The organism is Clostridioides difficile ATCC 9689 = DSM 1296 (assembly GCF_001077535.1).
GTDB classification, from domain to species: Bacteria; Bacillota; Clostridia; order Peptostreptococcales; family Peptostreptococcaceae; genus Clostridioides; species Clostridioides difficile.
Window position 1 is genome coordinate 3,405,702 of sequence record NZ_CP011968.1, and the last position, 25,977, is coordinate 3,431,678.

The following is a 25,977-nucleotide window of genomic DNA, read 5'->3' on the forward strand; positions in this document are numbered from 1 at the left end:
TTATGCATCTGCCTGCTTTCTCAACTCATCAAGTTGCATTTCCATCTCATCCTTTACTTTAACAACATCCGTTCCTATGATGATTTGAACTGATGTATTACTCAATTTAATTACCCCTTTGGCTCCTGTTTTTTTAATATTATCATCATTCAAAATAGTAGCATCCTTCACTTCTAAACGTAATCTCGTCATACAATTATTAAGAGTCACTATATTTTCATAACCACCACAATTTTTAATTATCTGTTTAGCCATATATGAAAAATTACCATGAGAAAGTTTTAAATTCTTTTCTTTTTCACTAACTTTATCACCTATCTCTATCTCAACTTCACGTCCTGGTGTTTGCACATTATCTTTTATTATTATATATTTAAATGTTACATAATATAATACAAAGAATACAACTCCTACAGGTATAACTAACCACGCTTTATCTCCATAACTAAAACTTAAGACATAGTCAATTATACTTGCTCCATTAAATGAACCCAAGCGAGCACCCAGTAAATATAGTACAACTCCACCTAGACCAGAATAAAAAGAATGAATTATATATAACTTTGGAGATGCAAATAAAAACGAAAATTCTATTGGTTCAGTTACTGTTGCCATAAAAGAAGTCAATGCTCCAGCGGTCATTGCACCTTTTACTTCTTGCTTCTTTTTATCTTGTGCTGTTTTATATATAGCATAAGAAATAGCAGGTATTGAAAACATCATAATTATGTAAAATCCTGTCCAGAAGAATCCTGCATTTGGGTCTCCTGCCATAAATCTAGGAATTTCTCCTCTTATAACTTCTCCTGTTGATGTTGTATATTCACCCATTTCAAATAATATGTAAGCATTTAAAACTTGATGTAACCCAGTTGGTATTAGTGCACGGTTACAGAATAAAAACAAGAATATTCCTATTGCACCAGCTCCTCCCAACCAAAAACCAAATTGATTCATTGCAGCTTGTGGATATATCCATAATAAACTAAATATATATGATAAAATTAAAGCAACCACTGGTGATAGTGTAATTACACATTTTTCTCCTGCAAAGAAGCTTAAAAATGCTGGAACTTTAACTTTATATGTTTTATTGTAAGTCCATGCTATACAAGCTCCAACAATTATCCCACCAAATACACCTGCATTTAATGTATCATTCAATGACTCTAAATTTGACTTAAATATCATATATGCAACTACGGCTGCAACCATTACACTTGTCTTGTCTTTAGACTTTGAGTAGGCACTAGCTGCTCCTAATAAAAATAAGTAGTCCACATTTGAAAATACTATATTAGATATATTAGATATAGCTGGCACATTGAGCATATTTGGACCAAATAATAATCCTAATATACCTGCTGCTGGCATTACAGCTATTGGCACCAGCATAGTCTTTCCTAAAAGTGACAGTTGTTGCATCATTTTGTTTAAGAACCTCTTCATATACAATCCCCTTTCTATTTCGGTTTAATTTTTTATGAAAACGATTTATTCACATTTTATATTTTAAATATTATATTTGTTTAAACAAATTGTCAATATTTTTTATTCATTTTATTTTTATCATTTGGTTTAACATATAAATCCTTTTAAGTGTATTGCTATATCTAGCCTATTTTTTTAATTCATTTTTTTTATTTTAAAAATATGTTTAACCATGTATTTGAAACAACCCACAAAATAATTCTATTTTGTCCTTTTTATGGTTGATATGATTCTATTTTCACTATACATGTCTAAACACATTTGATATAATTTGTTCATATCAGTTCAATAAGATTACTAAAGACCTTTAAGGAGGGATAGGGGTATATGGCTAAAAATAAATTTTCATAGATATATGAAGTATTGAAAGAGGAAATACTTGATGGTAAATATACAAGTAATATGATGCTGCCTACTGAACTTCAACTTATTGAAAGGTTTTCATGTAGCAGAAACACTGTACGTAGAGCAATTTCTCAATTAAACACAGAAGGATATGTTCAAAGTATAAAAGGCAAAGGTGTTGTAGTGTTAGAAAATAGTTGTTCTAATGATTTTTTTCTAAATATGCACAATTTCAAAGGTGTAGAATCGATTGTAGAAGATAAAAAGGTTAATACTGCTACTAGTGTTCTCCACTTCAGCAAAATCTTAATTGATAATAAGTTATCTAAAAAGACAGGTTTTAAAGTTGGTAGTGAAGTATATTACCTTCACAGACTAAGATATATTGATAACATACCTAAAATTCTCGACATTAACTATTTTCTATGTAGTATAGTTAAAGACCTTGATGTTTCTATAGCACAAGGCTCTATTTATAAATATATAGAAGAGTGTCTAGGTACAAAAATTGTTTCATCCAGAAAGATATTTAAAATTGAAAAAGCTACAGAGCTTGAGTTAAAAACGCTACCTCTAAATGATTATAATTGTGTTGGTGTTATTAAAAATAGTGTATATACTGATGATGGAAAGCTTTTTGAATATACTGAATCAAAGCATACACCTGAAACATTTGTATTCATGGATGTTACTCAAAGATATTAAAAAAATTATGTTTAATTAAACATAATTTTTTTACGTTTAGACACTTTATCCCATACTAACCTCACTATTCTATATACAATTATATGTTTATACAAATAATTATTTATTGTATATTTTAGCTTTAATATCAGTTTAATACTTGACAATTTGTTTAAACATATTATAATTAACTTATAAATTACAGGAGGTATCAAGTATGAAAAATTGGTGGAAAAAAGCAACTGTCTATCAAATATATCCAAAAAGTTTCAAAGATAGCAACAATGATGGTATAGGTGATATAAATGGTATTATAGAAAAATTAGATTATCTGTATTCTTTAGGTGTTGATTTATTATGGTTGACTCCTATGTACGTTTCTCCTCAAAGAGATAATGGATATGATATAGAAGATTATTATAATATAGACCCAAAATATGGGACAATGAATGACTTTGAAAAACTCTTAAAAGAAGCTCATAAAAGAGACATAAAAATAATGATGGATATGGTCCTAAACCATACATCTACTGAACATAAATGGTTTAAAGAATCTAAAAAAAGCAAAGACAATCCATATCGTGATTATTATTTCTGGAAAGATGCTAAACCTGATGGTTCTGTTCCTAATAACTGGATATCCAGATTTAGTGGAACTGCTTGGAAATATGATGAAACCACTAACCAATATTATTTACATTTATTTGAAGAAACTCAAGCTGATTTAAATTGGGAAAATGAAAAGGTTCGTGAAGAATGTTACAAAATACTAGAATTTTGGGCTGATAAAGGTATTGATGGTTTTCGTTTAGATGTAGTCAACCTACTCTCCAAAACACCTGGATTACCTGATGACCCTATAACAGGACCAAAAGGAGATGGAAGAACTCACTACGCTGATGGTCCTCGTATACACGAATATTTACATAATATGAATCAAAAAGTTTTCAAACCTAAAAATATAGTTACTGTAGGTGAAATGTCATCTACTACACCTGAAGAGTGTATCAACTATACTAGAGAAAATCGAGAAGAACTATCTATGGTTTTTAGCTTCCATCATATGAAAACAGATTATAAAGGAGGCGCAAAATGGACTAATGAAATGTTCTCTCTGGATAAATTAAAAAAAGCACAATCTGACTTTCAATATAAAATGTATGAAGGAAAGGGATGGAATGCTCTATTTTACTCTAATCACGACCAACCTAGAGCTTTATCTCGATTTGGAGATGATAGATTTTTTCGTCAAGAAAGTGCTAAGATGTTAGCCATAACACTATTTGGTCTACAAGGTACTACATACATATATCAAGGTGAAGAAATAGGTATGACAAATGCCTACTTTACTAAAATAGATGAATATGATGATGCTGAAAGTAAGAATTCATACTATCATATGATTAAATCTGGTATTGATGAAAAGGAGGCATTGCTTATACTTCAACAAAAATCCAGAGATAATGCCCGTACTCCTATGCAATGGGATAATACTATTTATAAGGGGTTTTCTAATCATAAACCGTGGTTAAAAGTTAATAATGACAATATTAGTGTAGAAAATGAGCTTAATGATTCTCGTTCAGTCTTTTATACTTATCAAAGATTAATCAAATATCGTAAACAATATGATATTTTTACAGAAGGTACTTATAGATTGTTAGATGAAAATCATAAAAATCTATTTGTTTATGAAAGAGAGTATAAAAACCAAAATCTTCTTGTTATAAGTAATTTTACTCATGATAATGTAGTATATAAATTACCTGAAACTTATTTGAATAAATTAAACTACACAATACTTGAAACCAATTACACTAGAGATATAATTGAAAATAAAATGGAAATAAAACCTTACGAAAGTATAATGATATATTATAAATAAAGTTATTTATGTAAAAATGGTAGGAGCTGTAGCACTATTTTCTAGCACGACAGCTCCTACCATTTTTAATTAACATATATAAAACAAGGTATTTTAAAGTTGCTTTTATAGATATAATAAACAATTGTAATTAGATTCTATTAATTTTAATAAAGTTAATTATGTTAATTGATAAAGCTAAAACTAATTATATTTAACTCTTTTTATTTTTTTTGTCCAGGTATTTCTCCTGGTGATCTAAATTGTTGACCATTATTTATTTTAGAACCTTTCACTTGATTTGTGTGATAGAATGACCATGTTCCCCCAGAACAACTACAAGAGCATAGATTTGCACACAGAGCACCACAATTACATCCTCCTTTAGGATCTATTTCTCCATTTGCAGAATCATATAAATTTCTTTTTCCAAAATTAGACATATCATTTTTCCCCTCTCATTTGTTATATTATTATATTTTAATTAATTAAAATTAATAGAATTCTCAAGTTTTTTAACAATATCATAAATATTGTTAAAAGAATTAAATCTTCCTGATAAAATTACATCCTCTGGAATAGATATAGAAAAATAGTCTTCTATATCATACAATGTTAATACTAGTTCACGAGCAGGCATCATTATCTTAGATTCAAATAAATTTTCATTTTTTAAATAACAATTTTCATCAAAATTTATTTTTGATCTTTTCTCAAATATATTTACTAAAACTGTATAGATATCTAGTTTATTCATAACTTCTGTGTTTACCATATCAGTATTTCACCATCCTTTATGTAAAATATTTTATATAGATGCTACAGTACCATATTTTATAAATTCTTTGATCATTAATTCTATTAATCTGTCTATTTCAGATTTGTTAGATAAACAAAATACATTTTTATTCTGTAATGTGGCTATTTTTTTCTCGACTAATGATTTTCCTAATGTTAAATAAAATGGTTTTCCCATAGTCTCTGTTGGGTGAGATAATATTGATTTCGCAGCAATATTGTAATAATCTACCTCTATATTAAACTTACTTTTTGTAATTTTACCAAAATAAGAAATTTCTTCATCACTATATTTACCATATGGAATAGATAGTATTGTACAGTCTGGAGTTACTGCTTGAAGTACTTTGTACATTGTAATTCCAAAATCACCAAATGCTTTCGAAGAAAATGGAAGTATACCACCTGGAATTCCGATAATTATAAGGTCAGGTTTTTTTTCTAATTCTAATTTTTTTAGAGTATTATTAAGCATTAGTACCTTGTCTTGTTCTTCTATATTATTTGAGTACATAAACTCAGGGAATGAGTAGAAATCAAATAATTCGCAAACTTGACGTGTTCCAATTTGAAGAACCTTATATCCATCAATTAGTAACTTATTTCTTAATGCTAATTGAATATCAAATTTTTCTAAGCCTTCAAATATGCTACATACAAAAATAACAGGTGTATCAATATTGTATATTCTTCCTTGAAAATCTTTTACCATATTTTTTGAACTATTAATTTCAAACTGTTGTTCTTTAGGTATAATCATTTTTAAATTATCAATATTACTATTTGAATTACTAAAAAAGATTATTTTTTTACCATGATTTACAGCTTTTTTTATATTTTCTAAAATAATATTTTCGCTTTCATCACTATAAAAATTATTAAGTAAGATATATGTACATTTTTCTAATTCCTTATCAAAATTTTCAGAAACTTCTAAAGACTTACCATTAAATTTATATTTATCTCCTAAGATTCCATTCCCCTTTAAACTTACAATTGATGTTATATCTATATCTTTTAGTAAATTCTCTTGTTTAACAAATGGAGCCATTTCCTCTGTGAATGGATAAATTAATACTTTTTTCATTTTAATCCTCCAATAGATTCTAATTAGTTTCATAATGTAATAATTTAAGATGCTATCTTAAATTAAATGGTATTTTCTATAAGTTCTTTTGTTTCAAAATCAAATCCCAATTCCTTTAATACGCAATAATCTTGGAAATCACTTTCTATACTACTTCTAATATATTCACACTCCTTTGCTATATCTTCTTGTGTTGAATCAACACTTAAAGAAACAGCACAAATTCTGCAGTTTTCATAAGCCCAACAACTATGACATTTATCACCATTTATTCTTTCAATATTCAATAATTTTTCTACTTTTTTAAGGTCATATCCTTGATCTAAATTTCCTATATTCATACTATCTGATGCTTCTGATGCTTTTTCACATGGATAAAAATAACCATCAACATTTATGAATAATCTCATAACTCCTGGTACACATGGACCCCCATGATGCCATTTTTCTGGCATTACTAAACGTTGTTTGCCCTGTTTACCATTTCGCGTATCTCCAATAGTAGAGATTTGAGTTTGTAATAATTTAGAACTATCCTCTTTTTTTATTCTACCAAGTAAAGTTAAATATCCTATGAATAAAGCATACTGACTTTCTTCATAAAAACTTTGTGATTTCTCAGTTTTAACTTTAGCATTTACTTCACTAACAATTGAAGATAAAAATAATGAATTTTGAAATAATTCTTCTTTAGTAAAGAATTTATTAACGCAAGAGAAGTTATCAGTTGCTAATACAGAATTAAAATGTACATTATTTTTAAAATAATTTGGATACTTAGTAGATATCATATCTAGTTTTTTCATTATAGTACTAAAAGATCCTACATTATTATTTGCAAACTTTCTATTTTTATCATGTATTTCAGCAGGACCATCTAGACTAATCATAATACTAACATTATTTTCTTCAAATAACTCTATAATTTCTTCTGTTATAAGAGTTGCATTAGTTGTTAAATTGTATTTCAAATTTTTACCTTCTATATTCGCTTTTGAATATTCAATACACCATTTAATTAAATCAAATTCTAGTAATGGCTCTCCGCCATAAAAACCTATACTCACATATTGACAATCTCTTGAATGGCTTATTAAATAATCAATTCCTCTTTTAGCAGTCTCTTTAGACATTCTTTTGTTTGTATGTATTCTATTTATATATCCTCCAGAATAAGTACAATAATCACAATGTAAGTTACAATTTTGAGTTACTTGTAATATTATTCCTTCTACCCTATTTTCACAATGATACTTTAATACTTCAGTTTCTGGATGTTCTGTTATTTTCACTTTATTTGATTTTAAGTATCCTTGCTTTCTTAAAAATTCTACATATTCTAATGTATTACTACTTGACTCTCCAAGTTGTTCTTTCTTTAGATAATCATAGACATTTTCATCTATATTTAATATAGAATCAGTATTCACATCATAAAAATAGAACCCAGTTGATGTTTGAAATAAATGAATAAAAGGTTTTTGTTCCATAATTCTTAACTCCTTTTCAAAGTAATTATTAATTTGTTTCTAGTTTACTTATAATTTGACTTGAATATAACTGATGATAAATTCCTTCTTTTTCGATTAATTCCTCATGATTTCCACATTCTGCAATTTGTCCATTATTTAAAACTATTATATTTTCACATAACAAATTTAAATGATGTGTTTTATGAGATACGAATATACCAAATTTATTTTCAAACATTTTTTTATAAGTTAAAAGCATATCATTTTCAGCTATTCCATCTAAAGCGGCATCTGGTTCATCTAAAATGTAAAAATCAGCATCTTTCATCATAGCTCTTGATATTGCTATTTTCTGCCATTGGCCTTCTGAAAGTTGATTTTCTCCAAACCAATATCCTAAAATGGTATTTAATTTATTACTCCCCAATTGATTAATATCTAGTCCAGATTTTATCAATGACTCTTTTATCAAATCCTCATTATTTATCTGATCTAGGTTTCCATATCCTACATTTTCTTTTACACTAGCTTCATATTTGGTATAGTCTTGAAAAACACAACTTATTTTATTGTAGTAATTTTCTTTTTCGATATTATGTAGGTTAATTCCATTTATTAAGATATCTCCTTCATAATCATCATAAATTCCTAGTATAATTTTGATTAAAGTTGATTTACCAGAACCGTTTCTACCAACAAGTGCAATAGGACTATTCTTTTTTAGTTCTAGATTAATATCCTTTAGAACATAACCTGAATCTTCAGTAAATTTATAATATAAATGTTTTAGCTCTATTTTTTCTATATTATCTATTTTAAGTTTTGTTTTATTAAGTTCCGTCTTCTCAGGAATATCAAAAAATCTAAATAATAGTTCCATATATAGAGATTTACTATATATTGTACTCATCATTGATAATATCACTTCTATACCATTTTTTATTGTTGTTATACAGGTTATGTAAGTAGTTACATCTCCCATATATATTTTCTGCCAAAACCCATTAAGAAGTATATGAAAATATATAACTCCTGTAAATAATTGACCAATAATTATAATTATAAAATTCATCTCAAATGTTTTTTTCATTATTTTATAATCTTGAAGAATGAATTTTTCTTTTAATTTTCCATACTGATTTATAAATAAATTTCCTAATCCATATAAAATTGTTTCTTTGATTGAATTTCCTAATAGCATTAAAAAATTAATATACCAACATTTTCTTTCTTCAGAAGTTCTTTTCATACTTATTTCATACTGCTCATGCCCTAATTTTTGAGAGTAATAAAATTGTATAACTGGGGCTATTATGATTAATATTACAATCCAATATTGATAAGATATAATTATAATAATCGAGGAAAATATTGTGATTGCCTGTTGAAAAATTAAAATCCAGGAGTTAAAGTAATCAATAACTGTAGCTCCATTTTGAGATTGAGCTCTATTGATTAAATCATAAATTTCCTTATTTTCAAAATCCTTCGTAGTTAATCTATTAGCTTTTTCTAACATTAAAATCTCTATATGTCTGGTAAACCTTTTCATAAATGTCGTAGAGTATAAATTATAAATTTCTACAGCCATTAAATCAATCATCTCTAAGACTATATAGATAAAAATTAATTTTAAAAAGATATCTTGCCCTATATTTTTCATCTGAATTGCATTTATCATTTTTTGCATTATTAACAAAGATATTATTGGAAAAAAACCTTGAAATACTGAAAAAATAATGCATAAAAAAATATATATCCAGCTATAATTAAAGATTAATTTAGTACTGTTTATTATAACATTAAAAATTTGATAAAGATAATTTTTAGTTTTAGTTCTATTAAGGAAGATTAAAATAATAATTACTCCTATAATAAATAAACCAATTAATATTTTAATTGATGATTTCTCCATTATTTCACCTGAAATTAAATTCTTAAAAGTATTTTTTTGATGTTTTTTTCACATAAAAATATATTATCAAGCAATTTATTGCTTATTATATAACAATAAATATATATTTTATTTAAGACATAGTTTAAAATAAATAGTAATTAACTCGAAACGTTTCTAATCATTATTTATACTACAATGGTAGCATGAAATCAAAAAAATTTCAACAACAATTTAAATTTAATTATTCTATTTTACTATATTTTAATTTTTATTTAAATGTTAAATCTTTTTTATTTATGTGAACTTTTAACAGAATTTAATATTTTAATTTTTAAATTTTATATATAAGATAAAAAAATAAAACAAAACAGTAGCTAGGCTTTAAATAAAATATTAAATACTATAATTTATAGATTAAATCTGATATTATTATATACATCTGGAAGTTGTTGCTATTATTTAAAAAGGTGGGATGGATATGAATAACATGGAAAATAAGAAAAATTTTTTAAGAAAAATAGTAAAATTAAGAAGCATATTTCTAAGCATATTTGGTGTGTTTTTATTTATTACAGCAACTACAGGTATTCAAACTGTTGATAGATATGTTCCAACATGGTTATATATAACATTGGGAGTGTCAGCAACTATATCATTAGTTTTATACGTTATTTCCTTTATTTTAAAAATAAATATAAAAGATAGTAAAATGTAGTACTTCATAAACTTCCAGTAAAAGAATAATTTTGATAAATCAAAATTATTCTTTTTTAATATCAAAATAAATAATAAAATAACAAAATAAATAGAAAATATAACTAAAAAATTATCAAAGTTTAAGATGATAATTTTATATTTGATAAACTTATGTAATACATTGTAAATTAACTTCTCAAAATTTATAATTCTTAGCATAAAATTATAATTTAATATTAAAATTTTACAAAAAAGTAATTTATTAAATGACTAGGATAATCAATAAAACTTTATAATTTCCACAAAAGTTATGATGAAATTGTTGATTTAGATATAAATTTATCAGTAAAACAAATTAGTAAGTTAAAAAACGATCTTATAAAAAGATTAAAATAAATCCTTTTATTGGAATTTTAAGAGATTTTGTTTTTATTATAAATAAAAAATTTATTGGTTTATTATTTAAAAACGTTACAAGTCTTTTAAAGCTCTTTAAAACAGCCTTTTAAATTACTTTACTTAAATATTTTTTTGTTTAACTTATTTTTATAAGTAATAAACATATAAACATCACTTATGTAAATTAATGATTTTTAAAATAAAGATATTTTTATTTTTTATATAAACAGTACAGAATAAAAAAATATTTGTGTTTTCCCTTTTACTATTCTATTTTAAAAATATTTTATTTATTTTATATTTCTCTAAAAATGTATAGTTTTCATCACTTTCATACCCAGAATCATCCACTATTTTAGGATATTTAAACTTTGTATGGAACTAAATAGATTTTAAAAATGGTATTAATGTTATAGTATCAGTGGGTTGATGTCCTGAACTTACCAAAACTATATATTCTGAATCTACACCAAATTGTATATTATATGCTGGTTTCAATTGCCCATTTTTCATATGATCTTCTTTCATTCTCATAAAAGTTGCGTCATTATCTGTTTTAGAATAACTATTTCGTTCACTCATTATATGAAGGTCTTTAGTATATTTTTTCAATCTATCAATACAATCATTTAATTGCTCTATAGATTTGTTCTTTCCCTTTCCATGAACAAATGTTATATTTGATTCTTTTGATATTTTTTAACCTTCTTTAAAAATTTCCTTAAATGATGGATTTTAATTTTATCTTTATAAATTATTTTAATACCAAAATCAATCTCACATTTTAATATGAAGTCAGATATATTATTCATCATTTTAGCCATATTTTTATTTATAGCTTTTTTCAAACAAAAGTATATCTATTAGCAGATGACTCTATTTCTCTTGAAGAATAAATACAGTTAATGTTTGTATATATTATAATTTTCAAAAGTTGTCTAGGGGTTACTCTATTTCCTCTAATTCGAGCATAAGTCTTATATAATTTTTCTAAATTCATCTACTCAATAATTTGACTTAATAACCTTACAGAATCATCTTTTGGAATCATGTAATCAATACTTAGTGGTAATTTAAATTGATAATTATCGCCATAAGTAGTATAATTAAACTATATACCATTTTGTTTTAACACACAATTATTATACAAGACTCCCAAACTCTTTTGAACTTGGGATTCTTGTATAATAAAGGGTGTAGCACTATTTTCTAGTGATACAGCCCCATTTCCCTAAATTCAAAGTAATATTTATAGAATCTCTATAGATTACAATAATTATTTGACTTCTACATCATTATATTTCTTTGAATATACTTTAGTCATATAGAAATATATAGGAACTACAATTATCATCCCACCTAATCCCCAAACTATCTTCATAGGTTCATCAATACCTGCTTTTATCAGTAATAATATACTTATAATAACTGCAAATATTGGTATAATTGCTCCTCCAGGTATTCTAAAATTTACATCTTTACCAGCATACTTCTTTCTCAATATTAGTACAGCTAGACATGTAGGAATATATTGAATAAATCTAGATACAACACTTATTTGAGATAATGTTGTGAATGAACCCGACCATGCTATTAGTAAAGTTCCTATGACAGATACTATAATTGCTATATAAGGAGCTCCATTTTTATTAGTTTTTCTTATAGACTTAGGCATTAATCCTTGTTCAACCAAAGCAGCAGCAGACCTTGGTGTAAATATGGATGATGCAATATTTATACCTCCAACAGATACTATAGTTCCTATTGTAATTATATACCCGCCTATAGGACCTAACATCTTAATGGCAGCATCTGCAACAGGAGTAGCTGACCCTGCTAAGCCATTACCCAACACCCCTATACTTATTCCCAGTATAAGCATATATATTACTGATACTACAAACATTACCATTACCAATGCTTTAGGTACATTTTTCTTAGGGTTCTCCATATCTTTTGCTGCAACAGCTAAAGATTCAAATCCTGTAAAAGCATAAAATAAAGTTATAGATACTGCTACAAAAGCTGATGACGCACTTTGACCTTTTTGTATTATTACAAATGGGGTAAAATTAGAACCCTTTATAAAGAATAATCCTACAGCTATAAATAAAACTATTGGTAATAATTTTCCTATAGTCATGATATTATTTAAGTGCTTAGATTGTTTCATTCCCATAAAATTTATAATCCCAAGCCCTACAACTAATATACCAATTATTATATTTTTAGTAAGTGGTTCTGCTGCTTGTGGCCATACAGATGATAGTGTTACAGCAAAGAAATTTGCCATAGTAGCCCAAGCAATCATACTAACTATCCACTTCATAAATCCAACTTCAAATCCAACAAAATCTCCAAATGCCTCTTTTGCATAAAGATAGGGCCCTCCATCAGTATCAAACCAACTACCTGCTTCAGCAAAACATAAAGCAATAGAAACAGCTAAAAGCATACAAAAAACTAATACTAATATACTTGCTGGACCTATATCTGTATAAGCATCACCAGGTAACCCGAATATACCTGACCCTATTATTGCATTGATTCCTAATAGTACAATACTCCAAAAACCTAACTTAATGCCTTTTTCCATTGTTATTCCCCCCAAAGCCAACTTAATATATTTATATTTTTTATTTAGATGCTTCTTTAACTATTGCCATAAATATTTTTTTCATATTATCATAATCCCTAGTCATCATTTCTGGATGCCATTGTATCCCTATTACAAACTCACTTCCTTCCTTTTCTATAGCTTCAATTAAACCGTCTTTAGATGTAGCTGAAACAATATATCCCGGTGCTACTTTGTTGACAACTAAGTGATGAAAACTATTAACTAAAACTTCTTTTTCTCCTAATATTTCATATAATTTTGTCCCCTCCTTTATCTGTACTGTATGTGTAGGTACATTAGATAGATGTTGCTGATTGTGTTTAATATAAGCACCTTCAATTAAAGATAAATCTTGATACAAACTACCTCCTTCAGTTACATTTATAATTTGTTCTCCTCTACATATACCTAAAACTGGTTTTTTCATATCTAAAGCATGTTTTAATAATTTCATATCAAAACTATCTCTCTTTGGTGATATTGCCCCCAACTTATTATGAGGTTCTTCTTTCCATATGAGTGGATTTACATCTTGTCCCCCAGATAGTATAAGCGCATCTATATTAGATACCTGTTCCTTTATAATCTCATCATCATATACAATCGGTACAATATATGGTATAGCTTTACACATAACTACTGATTGTATATAATCATTATTTACATAAGCCCTTTCATAGCCAGGAAACATTCCTCCTTCATCAATTAGTAAATTACCTGATATTCCTATTATTGGATATTTCTTTTTAGCCAATTTCTTCACCCCTTAACTTATTTGTGAACAATAAAAAATGCTACTTCTCTTAAAGAGCAAGTAGCATACCAAGATTTTATTTATTTGAACATTATAATTTATTTTAGAAATACTTTTTTTGAATACGAGTAATATAAATAACTTTATTTACTTATATTTTATTTTAATCCTGTTTAGTTTGACTTTTTTAAATTGTTTTAAGTACAACTAATAGGTAAAATAGGCATTTAGATTTTCCTTTTTATCAACCTATTAAATACTGTTTAATATATTTTTTCCCCTTCTATTTAATTCACTTCCCTTTCTACCAGATTCACATATTATCAAATCCAGCTCTTTTAACATATTAAGTATTCCCCTTACCTCACCTTCTGTTATATTGTAGCCTAATTCATTTATTGAATTAACAATACCATTTCTACCTATATTTTTATTAAGATTATTGGCATTTTTTAAACACTCCATTACTAACTTTACTTTCTCTATAGATGTTCTATCCTTTAATATACTTATTTCTTTACTAAAATCTTCAGTTATATTTAATAAGTTATGAGGTAAATCATTTATTAAAATAACATCCTCAGAACTCATAATGTTAATATACATAGCAGTATTTTTTAATTCTCTTATATTACCTGGCCATTCATATGCATTAATAATGTCTTGAACATCTTGACTAATTGCTCTCTTCCTTTTCATAAAATGCTTTAACATAGCTTCTATATCTTCTTTTCGCTCTCTTAAAGGTGGTATATTTATGGGCAATACATTTATCCTATAGTATAAATCTGCTCTAAATCTATCTCCTTTTATCATTTCTAATAAATTTTTATTTGTAGCCGCAATTACTCTAACATCTATATCTATTACATTTTCTCCTCCAACCCTCATTACTTGATTCTCTTGTAATACTCTAAGTAATTTGCTTTGTAAGTATATAGGCATGTCTCCTATTTCATCCAAAAATATAGTTCCATTGTTAGCCTGTTCAAATAATCCTTTTTTACCTCCTTTTAAAGCTCCTGTAAAAGCACCTTCTTCATATCCAAAAAGTTCACTTTCAAGTAAATTTTCTGGCATAGCTGCACAGTTTATCGCAATAAATGGCTGACTATGTCTTGGTGATGCATTATGAATAGACTGAGCCATGAGTTCTTTTCCCGTTCCACTTTCTCCCGTTATAAGAATTGTATAATCAGATTCAGCTATTTTCATACCTAATTTCTTAGTTCTTTCCATCTTCGTTGAAACTGTTTTTATATCATCAAAAGTATATCTAGCAACTTGTCCCTTTTCTCTAAGCTTCTTTGATAGGTTTTGCTCCAATTTTCTTATGTAAGTTATTTCTTGAATACAAAAATAATATCCAGTAACCCTTCCAAAACTCTCTATATTATACTTATTTACGTTTAAGTACTTATTATTAAATTTTATAACTTCATCATGTGCCTTACTCAAACTAAAAATCTTTTTAATATTCTCATTCTCTAATTCATCTATATTTTTCCCTATAATATTACTTTGAATATCTAGTATATCCCCTAAACTATTATTGCAAATAATTATGTTTCCCTTATCTGATACCATTGCCATACCTAAGTTTGATAAATTTATTATGGAATTTAGTTCATCTGCTTTTATAGTAAGTTCTTTGTATTTAGTATTTATTCCTGAATATAAACTAATTATTTCATCTGTATACTTAATTAGCCTTTCAGTAATTTCTTTATCATCCAGTTTGAGTTTTGCTATTATTTGAATAAACGTTGAACTATCAATATACCTATGGCCTAAATCAATAACTTCTTCTATATATTTTGGAACTAAACTTGCCTCTCCTGGCGTTATAGCTATCTTAATATTTCTATATTCTTCATTGGGATTGTATGGTATAAAATTCAGATGATTTATTCCTATATTGTATAAATTAGATATTGTTTCCAATACAGTATGCTTATTATCGTTTACTACTAATACATCTATTCCTTCTGGCAATGAAAATAACTTATATATATCCTTTTGCTTTATACTCCTATTTATAGTTATTATCTTTGAGACATCTTCTACATATTTTTTTATTTTTAATACTCTATCATCTATCATTACCAATATTATGTCATCTTTTATTAATTCCTTCTCTGTTATTTTATTTAAATAATAATTTTTTATCATTACTTTATCTTTAAATATCATTTCTAGATTTTTATTTAAGAAACATTCTAATTTAGACAACCCATCAGTTACTACTGCTATTGTTTTCATTTGATTACTCCTTTTAAAATATACTCTACTCTTTTATAATATACATCTGATTTTCACTTTAACAGCACAAAAAATTGTACATTTAGTATACTAACATATTCCTTTATTAGTTTTATGTCCCTAAATATCATAGTTGCAATATCTATCATATTTCCTAAACTTCTATAGAGCAAAAATTGTGCCAAATTAATAATTTTCTTAATTTTATTCTAAAGTTCCTCAATAGTATTTACAGACTTAGCACTTATAGCTTATAAGTCTTTATATTATTAATCTATTTTTATAGGTTAATTGTACAAATCATATATCACTTTTACCCATTAAATGCATTATAAAAAAGATGGAATAACGATTCGTTACTCCACCTTTTTTGTAATAAAAAATTGTATATATAAACACTATTTACTACTCTTCTAAGTACAAACAGTATCTACATACTATAACCTTTCACCATTAGATTCTATTACTTGTTTATACCAGTCAAAACTCTTTTTCTTAATCCTAGACAAGTCTCCACTTCCATCATCATACTTATCCACGTATATAAACCCATATCTCTTGGCCATCTCACCAGTAGATGCACTTACTAAATCTATACATCCCCATGGAGTATATCCAAATAAATCAACACCATCTTCTACAGCTTCCTTCATTTGCTCTATATGTGCTTTTAAATACTCTATACGATAGTCATCATTTATCACTCCATTAGATTCTTTTTTATCATAAGCTCCTAAACCATTTTCAACTACCATCATAGGTATTCTATATCTATCATAAATTTCATTTAGTGCATATCTAAGCCCTTCAGGGTCTATTTGCCATCCCCATTCACTAGACTTAAGATATGGATTTTTCACTCCACCTAATATGTTGCCACTTGTATTATCTTCTTTAGAATCACTACTTACACATGTAGACATATAATAACTAAATGTATAAAAATCTACACAACCTTCTTTTAAAATTTCTAAATCTCCTTTTTCCATTTTTATTTCAATATTATTTTCTCCAAAATATCTATTCATATAAGTTGGATATTCGCCACGCACTTGTACATCTCCACAGAAATAATTCATTACTCTACTATCTCTTTGAGTTTTAACTGCATCATCTGGATTACAAGTATAAGGATACATTGTTGCAAATATTTGCATACATCCAACTTGATAATTTGAATCTATTTCATGAGCTAACTTAACAGCCTTAGCACTTGCTACAAATTGATGATGTAACCCTTGAAAACGAAGTTGAAGTATATCTACTTGGTTTATAAAATCTGTAGTCCCTTCATTTAATATTCCTTGTGATAAGTAGCCTCCCATAGGCATTGTAGCTGAATTTATTTCATTAAATGTCAGCCAATATTTTACTTTTCCTTTATATCTTTTAAATATTGTTTCACAGTAATTCATATACAAGTCTATTACATCTCTTGAAACCCATCCATTGTATTTCTCTGTTATTGCAAATGGTATTTCATAGTGAGATATTGTTATTAATGGTTCTATATTATATTTTAAACATTCATCTATCACATTTTCATAAAATTTAAGTCCTGCTTCATTTGGTTCTTTCTCCATTCCAGTTGGAAATATTCTAGTCCATGCTATTGAAAATCTAAATACCTTAAATCCCATTTCTGCAAATAAAGCTATATCTTCTTTGTATCTGTGATAAAAATCTATTGCTTCATGACTTGGATAAAATGTTCCTTTTTCTATAACTCTCGTTATTCTTTTACTTACTTTTTGAGAACCTCCAGTACACATATCTGAACAAGAAGGACCTTTCCCATCTAAATTCCATGCTCCTTCACATTGATTTGCTGCTGTTGCTCCACCCCATAAAAAATCTTTTTTAAATGACATACCTATATCCTCCTATTATAATTCTTCACCATTTGATTCTATTACTTTTTTATACCAGGCAAAACTCTTCTTTTTACTGCGTTTTAAAGTTCCATTTCCATCATTATCTTTATCCACATATATAAATCCATAGCGCTTCTTCATTTCTCCAGTACTTGCACTTACTAAGTCAATACATCCCCATGGTGTGTACCCCCATAAATCAACACCATCTAACTCAACAGCATCTATCATGGCTTTTATATGAGCACGTAAATAATCAATTCTATAATCATCATTTATATTTCCATTTTCATCTGGATTATCTACTGCTCCTAGTCCATTTTCAACTATAAATAATGGTTTTTGATAACGGTTATATAAAGAGTTCATAGTTATTCTAAGCCCTAATGGGTCTATTTGCCATCCCCACTCACTTGCATCTAGATATGGATTTTTAAGACTTGCAAAAACATTTCCTTCTGTTAAAATATTTACTTTTGGGTCTGCACTTGTAAGTCTTGATGAGTAATATGAGAACGAAATAAAATCTACTGTGTTCTCTTTAAGTATCTTTTTATCATCTTCTTCCATCACTATATTTATTCCTTTTCTCTCCAATTCTTTTAATGCATATGTTGGATATTCTCCACGAGATTGTACATCTATAAAAAAGTAATTTTCCCTATCTTTTTCTATAGATTTCCATACATCTAGTGGGTTACAAGTATTAGGATAAGTATTTCCTGCTGCTAACATACACCCTATTTTAAATTCTTGATTTATGTTATGTGCTAGTTTAGTAACTAACGCACTCGCAACTAATTGATGATGTGCAGCTTGGTATTTTATTTGTTCTTCATTTTCTCCCTCTTCAATATAGAGACCTGCACCTATAAATGGTAAATGAAGTATCATGTTTATTTCATTAAATGTTAGCCAATACTTTACCTTACCTTTAAACCTTGTAAAAATAACTTCACAGTATTTTACATATAAGTCTACTAGCTTACGATTTCTCCATGCTCCATATTTTTTTACCAAATACATGGGAACATCAAAATGACAGATTGTTACTACTGGTTCTATTCCATACTTTAAACACTCATCAAATAAATCTTCATAGAATTTTAGTCCCTCTTCATTTGGAACATCCTTAACTCCTGTTGGAAATATCCTAGTCCATGCTATTGACATACGATAGCATTTAAATCCCATCTCAGCAAATAATTTTATATCTTCTTTATAATTGTGATACATATCTATTGCTTCATGAGCTGGGTAATAGTGTTCATCATCACATTCAAACATTTTCATTTTCCCAGCCAAAACTGGAAATCTATCTTTTCCTTGCGGTGTAACGTCAACATTAGCTAGACCTCTACCATCTTCTTTATATCCACCTTCACATTGATTTGCTGCTGTTGCTCCACCCCATAAAAAATCTTTTCTAAGTGCCATAATTCTACCTCCAATAATTTATTTATAGTAACTTTATTTTAAAATAAAAATACATATATATAATTCTTAATTAATAGAACTCTCTTTTACGCTAAAACAGTTATCAATTTCTGACTATTATTTACATGCTTTTGTGTATTTTCTACAATATCCACATAATCAGAATAATTAGTAACAACTACTGGTGTTTCTAAGCAATATCCTTCTTTTGAAATACTTTCTATGTCAAAAGTTATTAATGTCTGACCTTTTTTAATCTTATCCCCTTGATTAACAAAAGATTTGAAATATTTACCTTCCAACTGAATAGTATTTAACCCTATATGTATCAATAGTTCACAACCATTATCAGATATAATTCCTATTGCATGTTTTGTTGGAAATAAAGTCATTACAGTCCCATCAAATGGTGCCACTACTTTTCCTTCTTTAGGTGTTATTGCTACACCTTTTCCCAATATACCTGTTGAAAACGCTGCATCTTGTATCTGCTCCAAAGCCTTTACTTCACCTTTTATTGGGCTATATACTACTTCTCTTTTGTTTTTTTCTATAACGCCTTGCCCATTATCATCTTTAGAAATTTCTACTATAGCATCATCTTTCCAAAAAAATAATGTTAAAACAAATCCTACTACAATAGCTACTATTATTGCTATTATAGTTGCATAAACACCTTTCATATCTCCAGTTGTTGGATTTATATAATTAGGTATACCAAATATTCCAAGTCCACCCATTACATAACTTTTTACATTCATTATCCCCATTACAGCTCCTGCCACACCACCACCTACACAGCTATATATGAATGGTGTTTTTCTTGGTAAAGTTATTCCATATATTGCAGGCTCTGTTACACCACATATCCCTGAAATAACTGCAGGTATACACAGCTCTTTTATCTTCTTATCTTTTAATTTAAAGTACATTGCTGCTACTACTGCTGTTTGTGCAAAAGATGGTACAAATGCTCCCACTAATATTGTGTCAAACCCCATAGTCATAAGGTTTGACATAGCTATTGGTACTAATCCCCAATGTAGACCAAATATTACAAGCACTTGCCACAATAAACCAGTTAATGCACCACATAAAATTGGTGAAAAGTTAAATAAAGCTAAAAATCCATTTCCAACTATATTAGAAGCATAGGTAGCTATAGGCCCTATAACCATAAATCCCAATGGTAAAGAAACTAATAAAACTGCCATTGGTACAAAGAAATTCTTTACTACATCTGGTATTATTTTAGCAAACACTTTCTCCAACTTAGCTGCTAATAATACTATTAAAATTACTGGTACTACTGTTGAAGTGTAGTTCATTGCTATTACTGGTAATCCTAAGAAAGTTATATATACTGGTGATTCAAATATTGTTCCAGTAAATAGATTGTATAAAGGTTGACCTGTAGATGCTAGAGTATCTAATTGAATACCTGAATAGCATAAAACTGCACCTATAAGCATTCCAATAAATGGTTTTAATTTGAATTTCTTAGCAGCTGTATATCCAAGAATTATTGGCATATACTGGAACATTGCATCTCCAATTGCATTTAACATAATATATGCACCATCAGTTTCTCCATACAAACCCAATGCTGTAAATACTGCATTAAATCCTTTTATCATACCAGCAGCACACAGAACTCCTAATATTGGTTGAAAAACTCCTGATATTATGTCTATAAACTTATTAAGTAATCCTTTTGGCGCATCTGAATCTGAATTATCTATTGTATCTCCTCCTAATCCAGCCAAATCGCACACAACTTCATAAACATCTGGAACATGATTACCAATAACTACTTGGTATTGACCTGCACTTTTCATTACAGTAACTATACCATCCATTTTTTTTAGCACATCATCATTTGCTATTGACTCATCTTTTAATTTAAAACGTAGCCTCGTTATACAGTGAGATAAACTGCTAATATTATCCTTTCCTCCTACATTCGCAATGATTTCTTTTGATAGTTGTTCATACTTTCTCATTTTTTCTCCTCCATTTTCTTTTTGAAATATGAAGGTTTGGCCAACTTAATGTCACCACCCAATATATATAAACCTAATTATTAGGATTTATATCTGACTTAATACTTTTACTTACCACTCTTTCAACGTGAATAGTTAAGTATAATTTTTCCTCATCTGTTAAATCGTAGTTGTATTTTTTATGTATAAATTCATCCAACTTTTCTATGAATTTATAAGCATTTTTATATTTAACTTTTATTACATTTAATAAATCATCTTCATTATTTTCATGTAAATTATTACTAACAATTCGTTCTGCAAAATACTTTAAGTGAGTAATAAATCTATGATAATAAACTGAATCTTCATCAAATACTATTCTGTAATGGTATTTAACCATATTTGAAATTTCTTGTATTATTTGTGTAATCTCATATATAGTTTTTATACTTTGATCCATTTGTGCATTAACTATATGCAGTGCTATAAATCCAGCTTCATCTTCTGATAGTCTAATTTCAAATTTTTTTTCTATATAATCCAATGCCTCTAACCCTATTTTAAATTCACTCTTATAAAATCTTTTTATATCCCAAAGTAATACATTTTTTACACTTACTCCTTCACGAGCTCTTTCTATTGCAGTATACATATGGTCTGTTAAAGAAATATAAATACTATCATTTAATCTTTTCCCTAGTTTTTCTTTAGCATATAAAATTATTTCATCTGATAATTCCATATATCTTATAGGAATATCTGCTATTAGTTCTTTAAATTTATCAGATATATTTGGGTCTGAAAGTTTGAATATCTTATCAATTTTATCCTTTGATATATGCTCTCCTGTACGTTTTTTATAAGCTAAACCTCTCCCCATAACTACTATTTCCTTATGATTTTCATCAGTTGTAATAATTACATTATTATTGAGTATTTTTTCAATAATCATTGTGATGCCCCCTTTATTAGCATTAAGTTAAAATAAATCTTTTTTAATTATTTAGAATATTTAAAATGTAATTTATTACATAAAAAAAAACCTATTTATTACACATTAAATAGACTCCCATGAGTCCTGAGTAATAAATAGGTTTAGCTTGTATTTAAACAATCACTATCCGTTTGTATTTTATTTTAATTATTATTTATTATATGTTAGCAAATTTATTTTTTAGTGTCAACTTTTTCTCAATATTTTAATTTTAAATAAATTATATAAATTGAATCTTCAAAGTACTATTTTTATCAATAAACAAAATAAAAAAGGTATTACTTTCTTTAAGTAATACCCATTTATTTTTAATTTAAGTGGTTTTTCTTAATCTCATCAAGTAGTCCATCTTCTAAATAAATTTCTAATGCACATCCTACCATTGCCTTTACTGCTTTGTGAAGTTTATCATAAGCTTCCTCAGAATTTGCATAATTTAGAAATTCTTTTTCATGAACATATACCATTGGACTTATATCTAAGGCTATTTCTGTATACATAGTAGGGCAAACTTGACTTACATTACCTATATCTGTAGAACCTACTGGACCATCTTTACCTTCTAATATATCTGTTATACCTGCCTCAATCAAATTATTCTTTGTTATCTTTTGAAGTACTTTGTTATTTATTATGTTGTCAAAAGAATTTTCAAAGTATCTATAAGAAAGCTTAGCTCCTGTCATTAACTCTGCACCTTTTGCACAGTTTATAACTTTTTTAGTTACTTCATCTAAATAACTTCTTTCAGCAGCTCTTACGAAAAACTTACAGGCTGCTTTTTCTGGAACTATATTTGGAGCCTCTCCTCCATTTGAAACTATACCATGTATTCTAACATCTGATTTTACATGTTGTCTTAGTGCATTTATCCCAGCAAAAGTAAGTTGTACTGCATCTAGTGCATTGACTCCCATATGAGGGTGACTAGCTGCATGTGCTGATACCCCTTCAAAACTAAACTCTAATGAATCTATCGCCAAAGCCTTACAGTTTATATTATTAAAAGCTTCTATATGCATTTGATAACTTACATCAACATCATCAAAAGCTCCTGCCTTAACTAAATCACATTTTCCTCCTGTTGTTTCTTCAGCTGGTGTTCCTATTAGTACAATTTTTCCTTTAAAATTTTCTTTTAACTTACTTAATACTATACAAGCTCCTAGTGTAGATGCTGCAATCCAGTTATGTCCACAAGCATGAGCTGGTTCTTTATTTTCTCCATATCCAGGAAGTGCATCATACTCAGCTAAAAATGCTATGGTAGGTCCATCATTATCTCCTAATTCAGCTCTAAAAGCAGTCTCCATATTACAATATGGATAAACTGTATCAAATCCATATTCCTTCATTTTTTCTACTAAGTATTTTGATGATATGTATTCTTCTTCCCCTAATTCAGGATTGTTAAATATAAAATTACAAACTTCTTCAATTTCTTTTCCAAGTTCATTCTCTATCTCATAAGCTCTCTTCTTTATACTCTCTATCATAATTTACCTCCTACTAGAATCCTAGATATAATCCTATTGTCAAAAATGCCATTACAAGAATTGTTAATACTACCATTAAAGGAATTACGAATCTAACCCACTTTGACCAAGGAATATTGGCTACTGCTAGTGCTCCCATTAAAACACCTGATGTAGGTGTTATTAAGTTAGTTACACCTATACCAAATTGATAAGCTGTAACTATCATTTGTCTTGATACATCTACTAAGTCGCCAAGTGGTGCAAGTACAGGTATTGTAAGTGATGCAAGCCCTGATGCTGATGGTATTAAAAATGCTATTAATCCTTCTATTAAGAAAGTTAAATTTATAAATATAGTTTTTGGTAATCCATTTAATAAATTTGCTGCAGAATTTAAAATTGTATCTATTATAAATCCATTTTCTGCTATTATTACGATTCCACGTGCAAATGCTATACACAATCCTGCTGTAATTAAATCTCCTGCTCCACTTATAAATGAATTAACTATCTCATCTTGTTTAAGCCCTGATGCTATTCCTGATATTATACCTATAGCTGTAAATATCATTGCAATTTCAGTTATGTACCATTCTAGTCTTAAAACTCCATATATCATAATCGCCATACCTATTGTGAAAATGGCTATTACCATGGCTTCTCTTTTTGTAAATTCCTTTATATTTGTATCACTATTAACCATTAATTCTTGATTTAGTGATATATCGTGTACTAAAGATTTTTTAGGGTCTTTTTTAACTTTATTGGCATACATCATAACAAATCCTATAGATATAGCCATATATATTATAAACATAACAACTCTAAACTCTATTCCAGAACCTGGTACTATTTGTGATAATGCTTGTGCTATTCCTACAGAGAAAGGATTCGTAGTAGCTGCTCCAAATCCAGCTGTTGCTCCTATAAATACTGTGGCCACTGCTGTCAATGAATCATATCCCATACTGGTCATAAGTGGAATAAATATCATATAAAAAGGTAGTGTCTCTTCACTCATTCCAAACGTCGTCCCACCTAGTCCAAATAGAATCATTGAAATCGGTATTATTAAAAATTGAAACTTCTTCATTTTATTTACAGTATGAGCTATAACAGCTTCTATAGCTCCTGTTTTATTAACTATCCCAAAAGCTCCTCCAACTATTAAAACAAATCCAACTACTTCAGCTGCATCTATAAATCCGTTTATAGGTGCTGTAAATACATCAGTAATTCCTTGTGGATTTGATGGTGCTTTTTCATAAGTTCCAGCTACAACAACTGACCTTCCGTCTATATCTACTCTTTCAAAATTTCCACTTGGCACTATCCAAGTAAGAATTGCCATTAACACTATTAGCAAAAATATTATTGTAAGTGTCTGTGGCATAGTAAACTTTTTCTTTTTTAAACTGCTCATTTTTAATCTCCCCACTTTTTAAATTAAATATTTTATTATTGCATCTCTTTATCCTATTTTGTATAGATGTAAAAAAGCTCAACATGGATACATGTTGAGCTAAATGTGCTAAATACAACATACCTGCATCTTCCCTTTATCTTGTTTAAGATAGCTCTCCATCAAAATTCGGGATAATTTTGATGACAGTACTGTACCTATTAAATACAGTCCCAGCACTAGCTTCGGACACTAGCACTTCGGCACTTACTCCTTTTATATTGCCTCATTGGTTTCCAACCTCTTCAATATTAATCTTAGTAAATGCAACCTCTACCTCAATCTGTTTGTTAGATGAGGTAATTCTTATTAATTTTTATTAATTCAAAGTAATTGTAGCATAATATGTCGAGATTGTAAATATTTTCAGTATAATAA

At 27.9% G+C, this 25,977-nt stretch carries 19 protein-coding genes and 1 riboswitch; of the genes, 3 read left to right on the top strand and 16 right to left on the bottom strand.

Features of this window, described 5'->3' with window-relative positions; genetic code table 11:
* On the bottom strand, positions 1-1,449 hold the full coding sequence (locus CDIF1296T_RS15940; protein WP_235655572.1) for a PTS transporter subunit EIIC: 1,449 nt from the start codon (positions 1,447-1,449) through the stop codon (positions 1-3).
* 405 nt (positions 1,450-1,854) lie between these two features.
* On the opposite strand from CDIF1296T_RS15940, the gene CDIF1296T_RS15945 reads away from it, so the two are divergent.
* Both CDIF1296T_RS15945 and CDIF1296T_RS15950 read left to right on the top strand, forming a co-directional pair.
* Entirely contained in the window at positions 1,855-2,541 is a 687-nt protein-coding gene (locus tag CDIF1296T_RS15945) for a GntR family transcriptional regulator (protein ID WP_225722731.1), read from the top strand.
* A 196-nt stretch (positions 2,542-2,737) separates the two neighbouring features.
* Positions 2,738-4,405: an alpha,alpha-phosphotrehalase gene (locus tag CDIF1296T_RS15950; RefSeq protein ID WP_009898161.1), complete on the top strand. Its 1,668-nt coding sequence runs from the start codon at positions 2,738-2,740 to the stop codon at positions 4,403-4,405.
* 203 nt (positions 4,406-4,608) lie between these two features.
* Here the strand turns inward: CDIF1296T_RS15950 and CDIF1296T_RS15955 are convergent, their stop codons facing one another.
* From CDIF1296T_RS15955 to CDIF1296T_RS15975, 5 genes are all read right to left on the bottom strand, one after another.
* On the bottom strand, positions 4,609-4,827 hold the full coding sequence (locus tag CDIF1296T_RS15955; protein ID WP_018112807.1) for a hypothetical protein: 219 nt from the start codon (positions 4,825-4,827) through the stop codon (positions 4,609-4,611).
* Positions 4,828-4,868: 41 nt separating this feature from the next.
* A complete protein-coding gene (locus CDIF1296T_RS15960; RefSeq protein ID WP_009898164.1) occupies positions 4,869-5,159 on the bottom strand; it encodes a peptide maturation system acyl carrier-related protein in 291 nt (96 codons plus the stop codon).
* A 33-nt stretch (positions 5,160-5,192) separates the two neighbouring features.
* Positions 5,193-6,269 (bottom strand): TIGR04066 family peptide maturation system protein, encoded by a 1,077-nt coding sequence (locus CDIF1296T_RS15965; RefSeq protein WP_018112808.1) that lies wholly within the window; start codon positions 6,267-6,269, stop codon positions 5,193-5,195.
* 62 nt (positions 6,270-6,331) lie between these two features.
* Entirely contained in the window at positions 6,332-7,759 is a 1,428-nt protein-coding gene (gene ccpM / locus CDIF1296T_RS15970; protein WP_009898167.1) for a Cys-rich peptide radical SAM maturase CcpM, read from the bottom strand.
* A 28-nt stretch (positions 7,760-7,787) separates the two neighbouring features.
* Positions 7,788-9,332, bottom strand: a complete 1,545-nt coding sequence (locus CDIF1296T_RS15975) for an ATP-binding cassette domain-containing protein (RefSeq protein ID WP_021359775.1) — start codon at positions 9,330-9,332, stop codon at positions 7,788-7,790.
* Between the two features lie 784 nt (positions 9,333-10,116).
* Here CDIF1296T_RS15975 and CDIF1296T_RS15980 point away from each other — a divergent pair.
* Positions 10,117-10,353 carry a hypothetical protein gene (locus tag CDIF1296T_RS15980; protein ID WP_009898172.1) on the top strand — a complete coding sequence of 79 codons (237 nt, stop codon included), beginning with the start codon at positions 10,117-10,119 and terminating at the stop codon, positions 10,351-10,353.
* A 761-nt stretch (positions 10,354-11,114) separates the two neighbouring features.
* On the opposite strand, the gene CDIF1296T_RS15985 is transcribed toward CDIF1296T_RS15980, so the two are convergent.
* From CDIF1296T_RS15985 to CDIF1296T_RS16035, 10 genes are all read right to left on the bottom strand, one after another.
* Entirely contained in the window at positions 11,115-11,315 is a 201-nt protein-coding gene (locus CDIF1296T_RS15985) for a hypothetical protein (RefSeq protein ID WP_021413199.1), read from the bottom strand.
* Positions 11,316-12,009: 694 nt separating this feature from the next.
* A complete protein-coding gene (locus tag CDIF1296T_RS15990; RefSeq protein WP_009898174.1) occupies positions 12,010-13,329 on the bottom strand; it encodes an APC family permease in 1,320 nt (439 codons plus the stop codon).
* A 40-nt stretch (positions 13,330-13,369) separates the two neighbouring features.
* Positions 13,370-14,116, bottom strand: a complete 747-nt coding sequence (locus CDIF1296T_RS15995; RefSeq protein WP_003439993.1) for a gamma-glutamyl-gamma-aminobutyrate hydrolase family protein — start codon at positions 14,114-14,116, stop codon at positions 13,370-13,372.
* 243 nt (positions 14,117-14,359) lie between these two features.
* The gene (locus tag CDIF1296T_RS16000; protein ID WP_009898176.1) at positions 14,360-16,369 is read right to left on the bottom strand and encodes a sigma-54 interaction domain-containing protein; all 2,010 of its coding nucleotides are present in this window, start codon (positions 16,367-16,369) and stop codon (positions 14,360-14,362) included.
* Positions 16,370-16,806: 437 nt separating this feature from the next.
* Positions 16,807-18,240 (bottom strand): glycoside hydrolase family 1 protein, encoded by a 1,434-nt coding sequence (locus CDIF1296T_RS16010; protein ID WP_009898177.1) that lies wholly within the window; start codon positions 18,238-18,240, stop codon positions 16,807-16,809.
* 15 nt (positions 18,241-18,255) lie between these two features.
* Complete coding sequence (locus tag CDIF1296T_RS16015) at positions 18,256-19,680, bottom strand: 6-phospho-beta-glucosidase (protein WP_018112809.1); 1,425 nt, start codon at positions 19,678-19,680, stop codon at positions 18,256-18,258.
* Between the two features lie 86 nt (positions 19,681-19,766).
* Positions 19,767-21,683: a beta-glucoside-specific PTS transporter subunit IIABC gene (locus CDIF1296T_RS16020; RefSeq protein WP_009898181.1), complete on the bottom strand. Its 1,917-nt coding sequence runs from the start codon at positions 21,681-21,683 to the stop codon at positions 19,767-19,769.
* 73 nt (positions 21,684-21,756) lie between these two features.
* Complete coding sequence (gene licT / locus CDIF1296T_RS16025; RefSeq protein ID WP_003439998.1) at positions 21,757-22,617, bottom strand: BglG family transcription antiterminator LicT; 861 nt, start codon at positions 22,615-22,617, stop codon at positions 21,757-21,759.
* A gap of 350 nt (positions 22,618-22,967) precedes the next feature.
* On the bottom strand, positions 22,968-24,155 hold the full coding sequence (locus CDIF1296T_RS16030; protein WP_009898184.1) for a M20 family metallopeptidase: 1,188 nt from the start codon (positions 24,153-24,155) through the stop codon (positions 22,968-22,970).
* A 13-nt stretch (positions 24,156-24,168) separates the two neighbouring features.
* Positions 24,169-25,560, bottom strand: a complete 1,392-nt coding sequence (locus tag CDIF1296T_RS16035; protein WP_003440000.1) for a YfcC family protein — start codon at positions 25,558-25,560, stop codon at positions 24,169-24,171.
* Between the two features lie 143 nt (positions 25,561-25,703).
* A riboswitch (Lysine riboswitch) is annotated at positions 25,704-25,883 on the bottom strand.
* Between the last annotated feature and the right edge of the window lie 94 nt (positions 25,884-25,977).

Excerpts from the sequence above, each read along its gene's own strand:
- CDIF1296T_RS16010 (WP_009898177.1), bottom strand. The coding sequence starts at position 18,240 with ATGTCATTTAAAAAAGATTTTTTATGGGGTGGAGCAACAGCAGCAAAT.
- CDIF1296T_RS15955 (WP_018112807.1), bottom strand. The coding sequence starts at position 4,827 with ATGTCTAATTTTGGAAAAAGAAATTTATATGATTCTGCAAATGGAGAA.
- CDIF1296T_RS16015 (WP_018112809.1), bottom strand. The coding sequence starts at position 19,680 with ATGGCACTTAGAAAAGATTTTTTATGGGGTGGAGCAACAGCAGCAAAT.
- CDIF1296T_RS15950 (WP_009898161.1), top strand. The coding sequence starts at position 2,738 with ATGAAAAATTGGTGGAAAAAAGCAACTGTCTATCAAATATATCCAAAA.
- CDIF1296T_RS16030 (WP_009898184.1), bottom strand. The coding sequence starts at position 24,155 with ATGATAGAGAGTATAAAGAAGAGAGCTTATGAGATAGAGAATGAACTT.
- CDIF1296T_RS15965 (WP_018112808.1), bottom strand. The coding sequence starts at position 6,269 with ATGAAAAAAGTATTAATTTATCCATTCACAGAGGAAATGGCTCCATTT.
- CDIF1296T_RS16000 (WP_009898176.1), bottom strand. The coding sequence starts at position 16,369 with ATGAAAACAATAGCAGTAGTAACTGATGGGTTGTCTAAATTAGAATGT.
- CDIF1296T_RS16020 (WP_009898181.1), bottom strand. The coding sequence starts at position 21,683 with ATGAGAAAGTATGAACAACTATCAAAAGAAATCATTGCGAATGTAGGA.
- CDIF1296T_RS15975 (WP_021359775.1), bottom strand. The coding sequence starts at position 9,332 with ATGGCTGTAGAAATTTATAATTTATACTCTACGACATTTATGAAAAGG.
- ccpM (WP_009898167.1), bottom strand. The coding sequence starts at position 7,759 with ATGGAACAAAAACCTTTTATTCATTTATTTCAAACATCAACTGGGTTC.
- CDIF1296T_RS15985 (WP_021413199.1), bottom strand. The coding sequence starts at position 11,315 with ATGAGTGAACGAAATAGTTATTCTAAAACAGATAATGACGCAACTTTT.
- licT (WP_003439998.1), bottom strand. The coding sequence starts at position 22,617 with ATGATTATTGAAAAAATACTCAATAATAATGTAATTATTACAACTGAT.
- CDIF1296T_RS15980 (WP_009898172.1), top strand. The coding sequence starts at position 10,117 with ATGAATAACATGGAAAATAAGAAAAATTTTTTAAGAAAAATAGTAAAA.
- CDIF1296T_RS15990 (WP_009898174.1), bottom strand. The coding sequence starts at position 13,329 with ATGGAAAAAGGCATTAAGTTAGGTTTTTGGAGTATTGTACTATTAGGA.
- CDIF1296T_RS16035 (WP_003440000.1), bottom strand. The coding sequence starts at position 25,560 with ATGAGCAGTTTAAAAAAGAAAAAGTTTACTATGCCACAGACACTTACA.
- CDIF1296T_RS15940 (WP_235655572.1), bottom strand. The coding sequence starts at position 1,449 with ATGAAGAGGTTCTTAAACAAAATGATGCAACAACTGTCACTTTTAGGA.
- CDIF1296T_RS15960 (WP_009898164.1), bottom strand. The coding sequence starts at position 5,159 with ATGGTAAACACAGAAGTTATGAATAAACTAGATATCTATACAGTTTTA.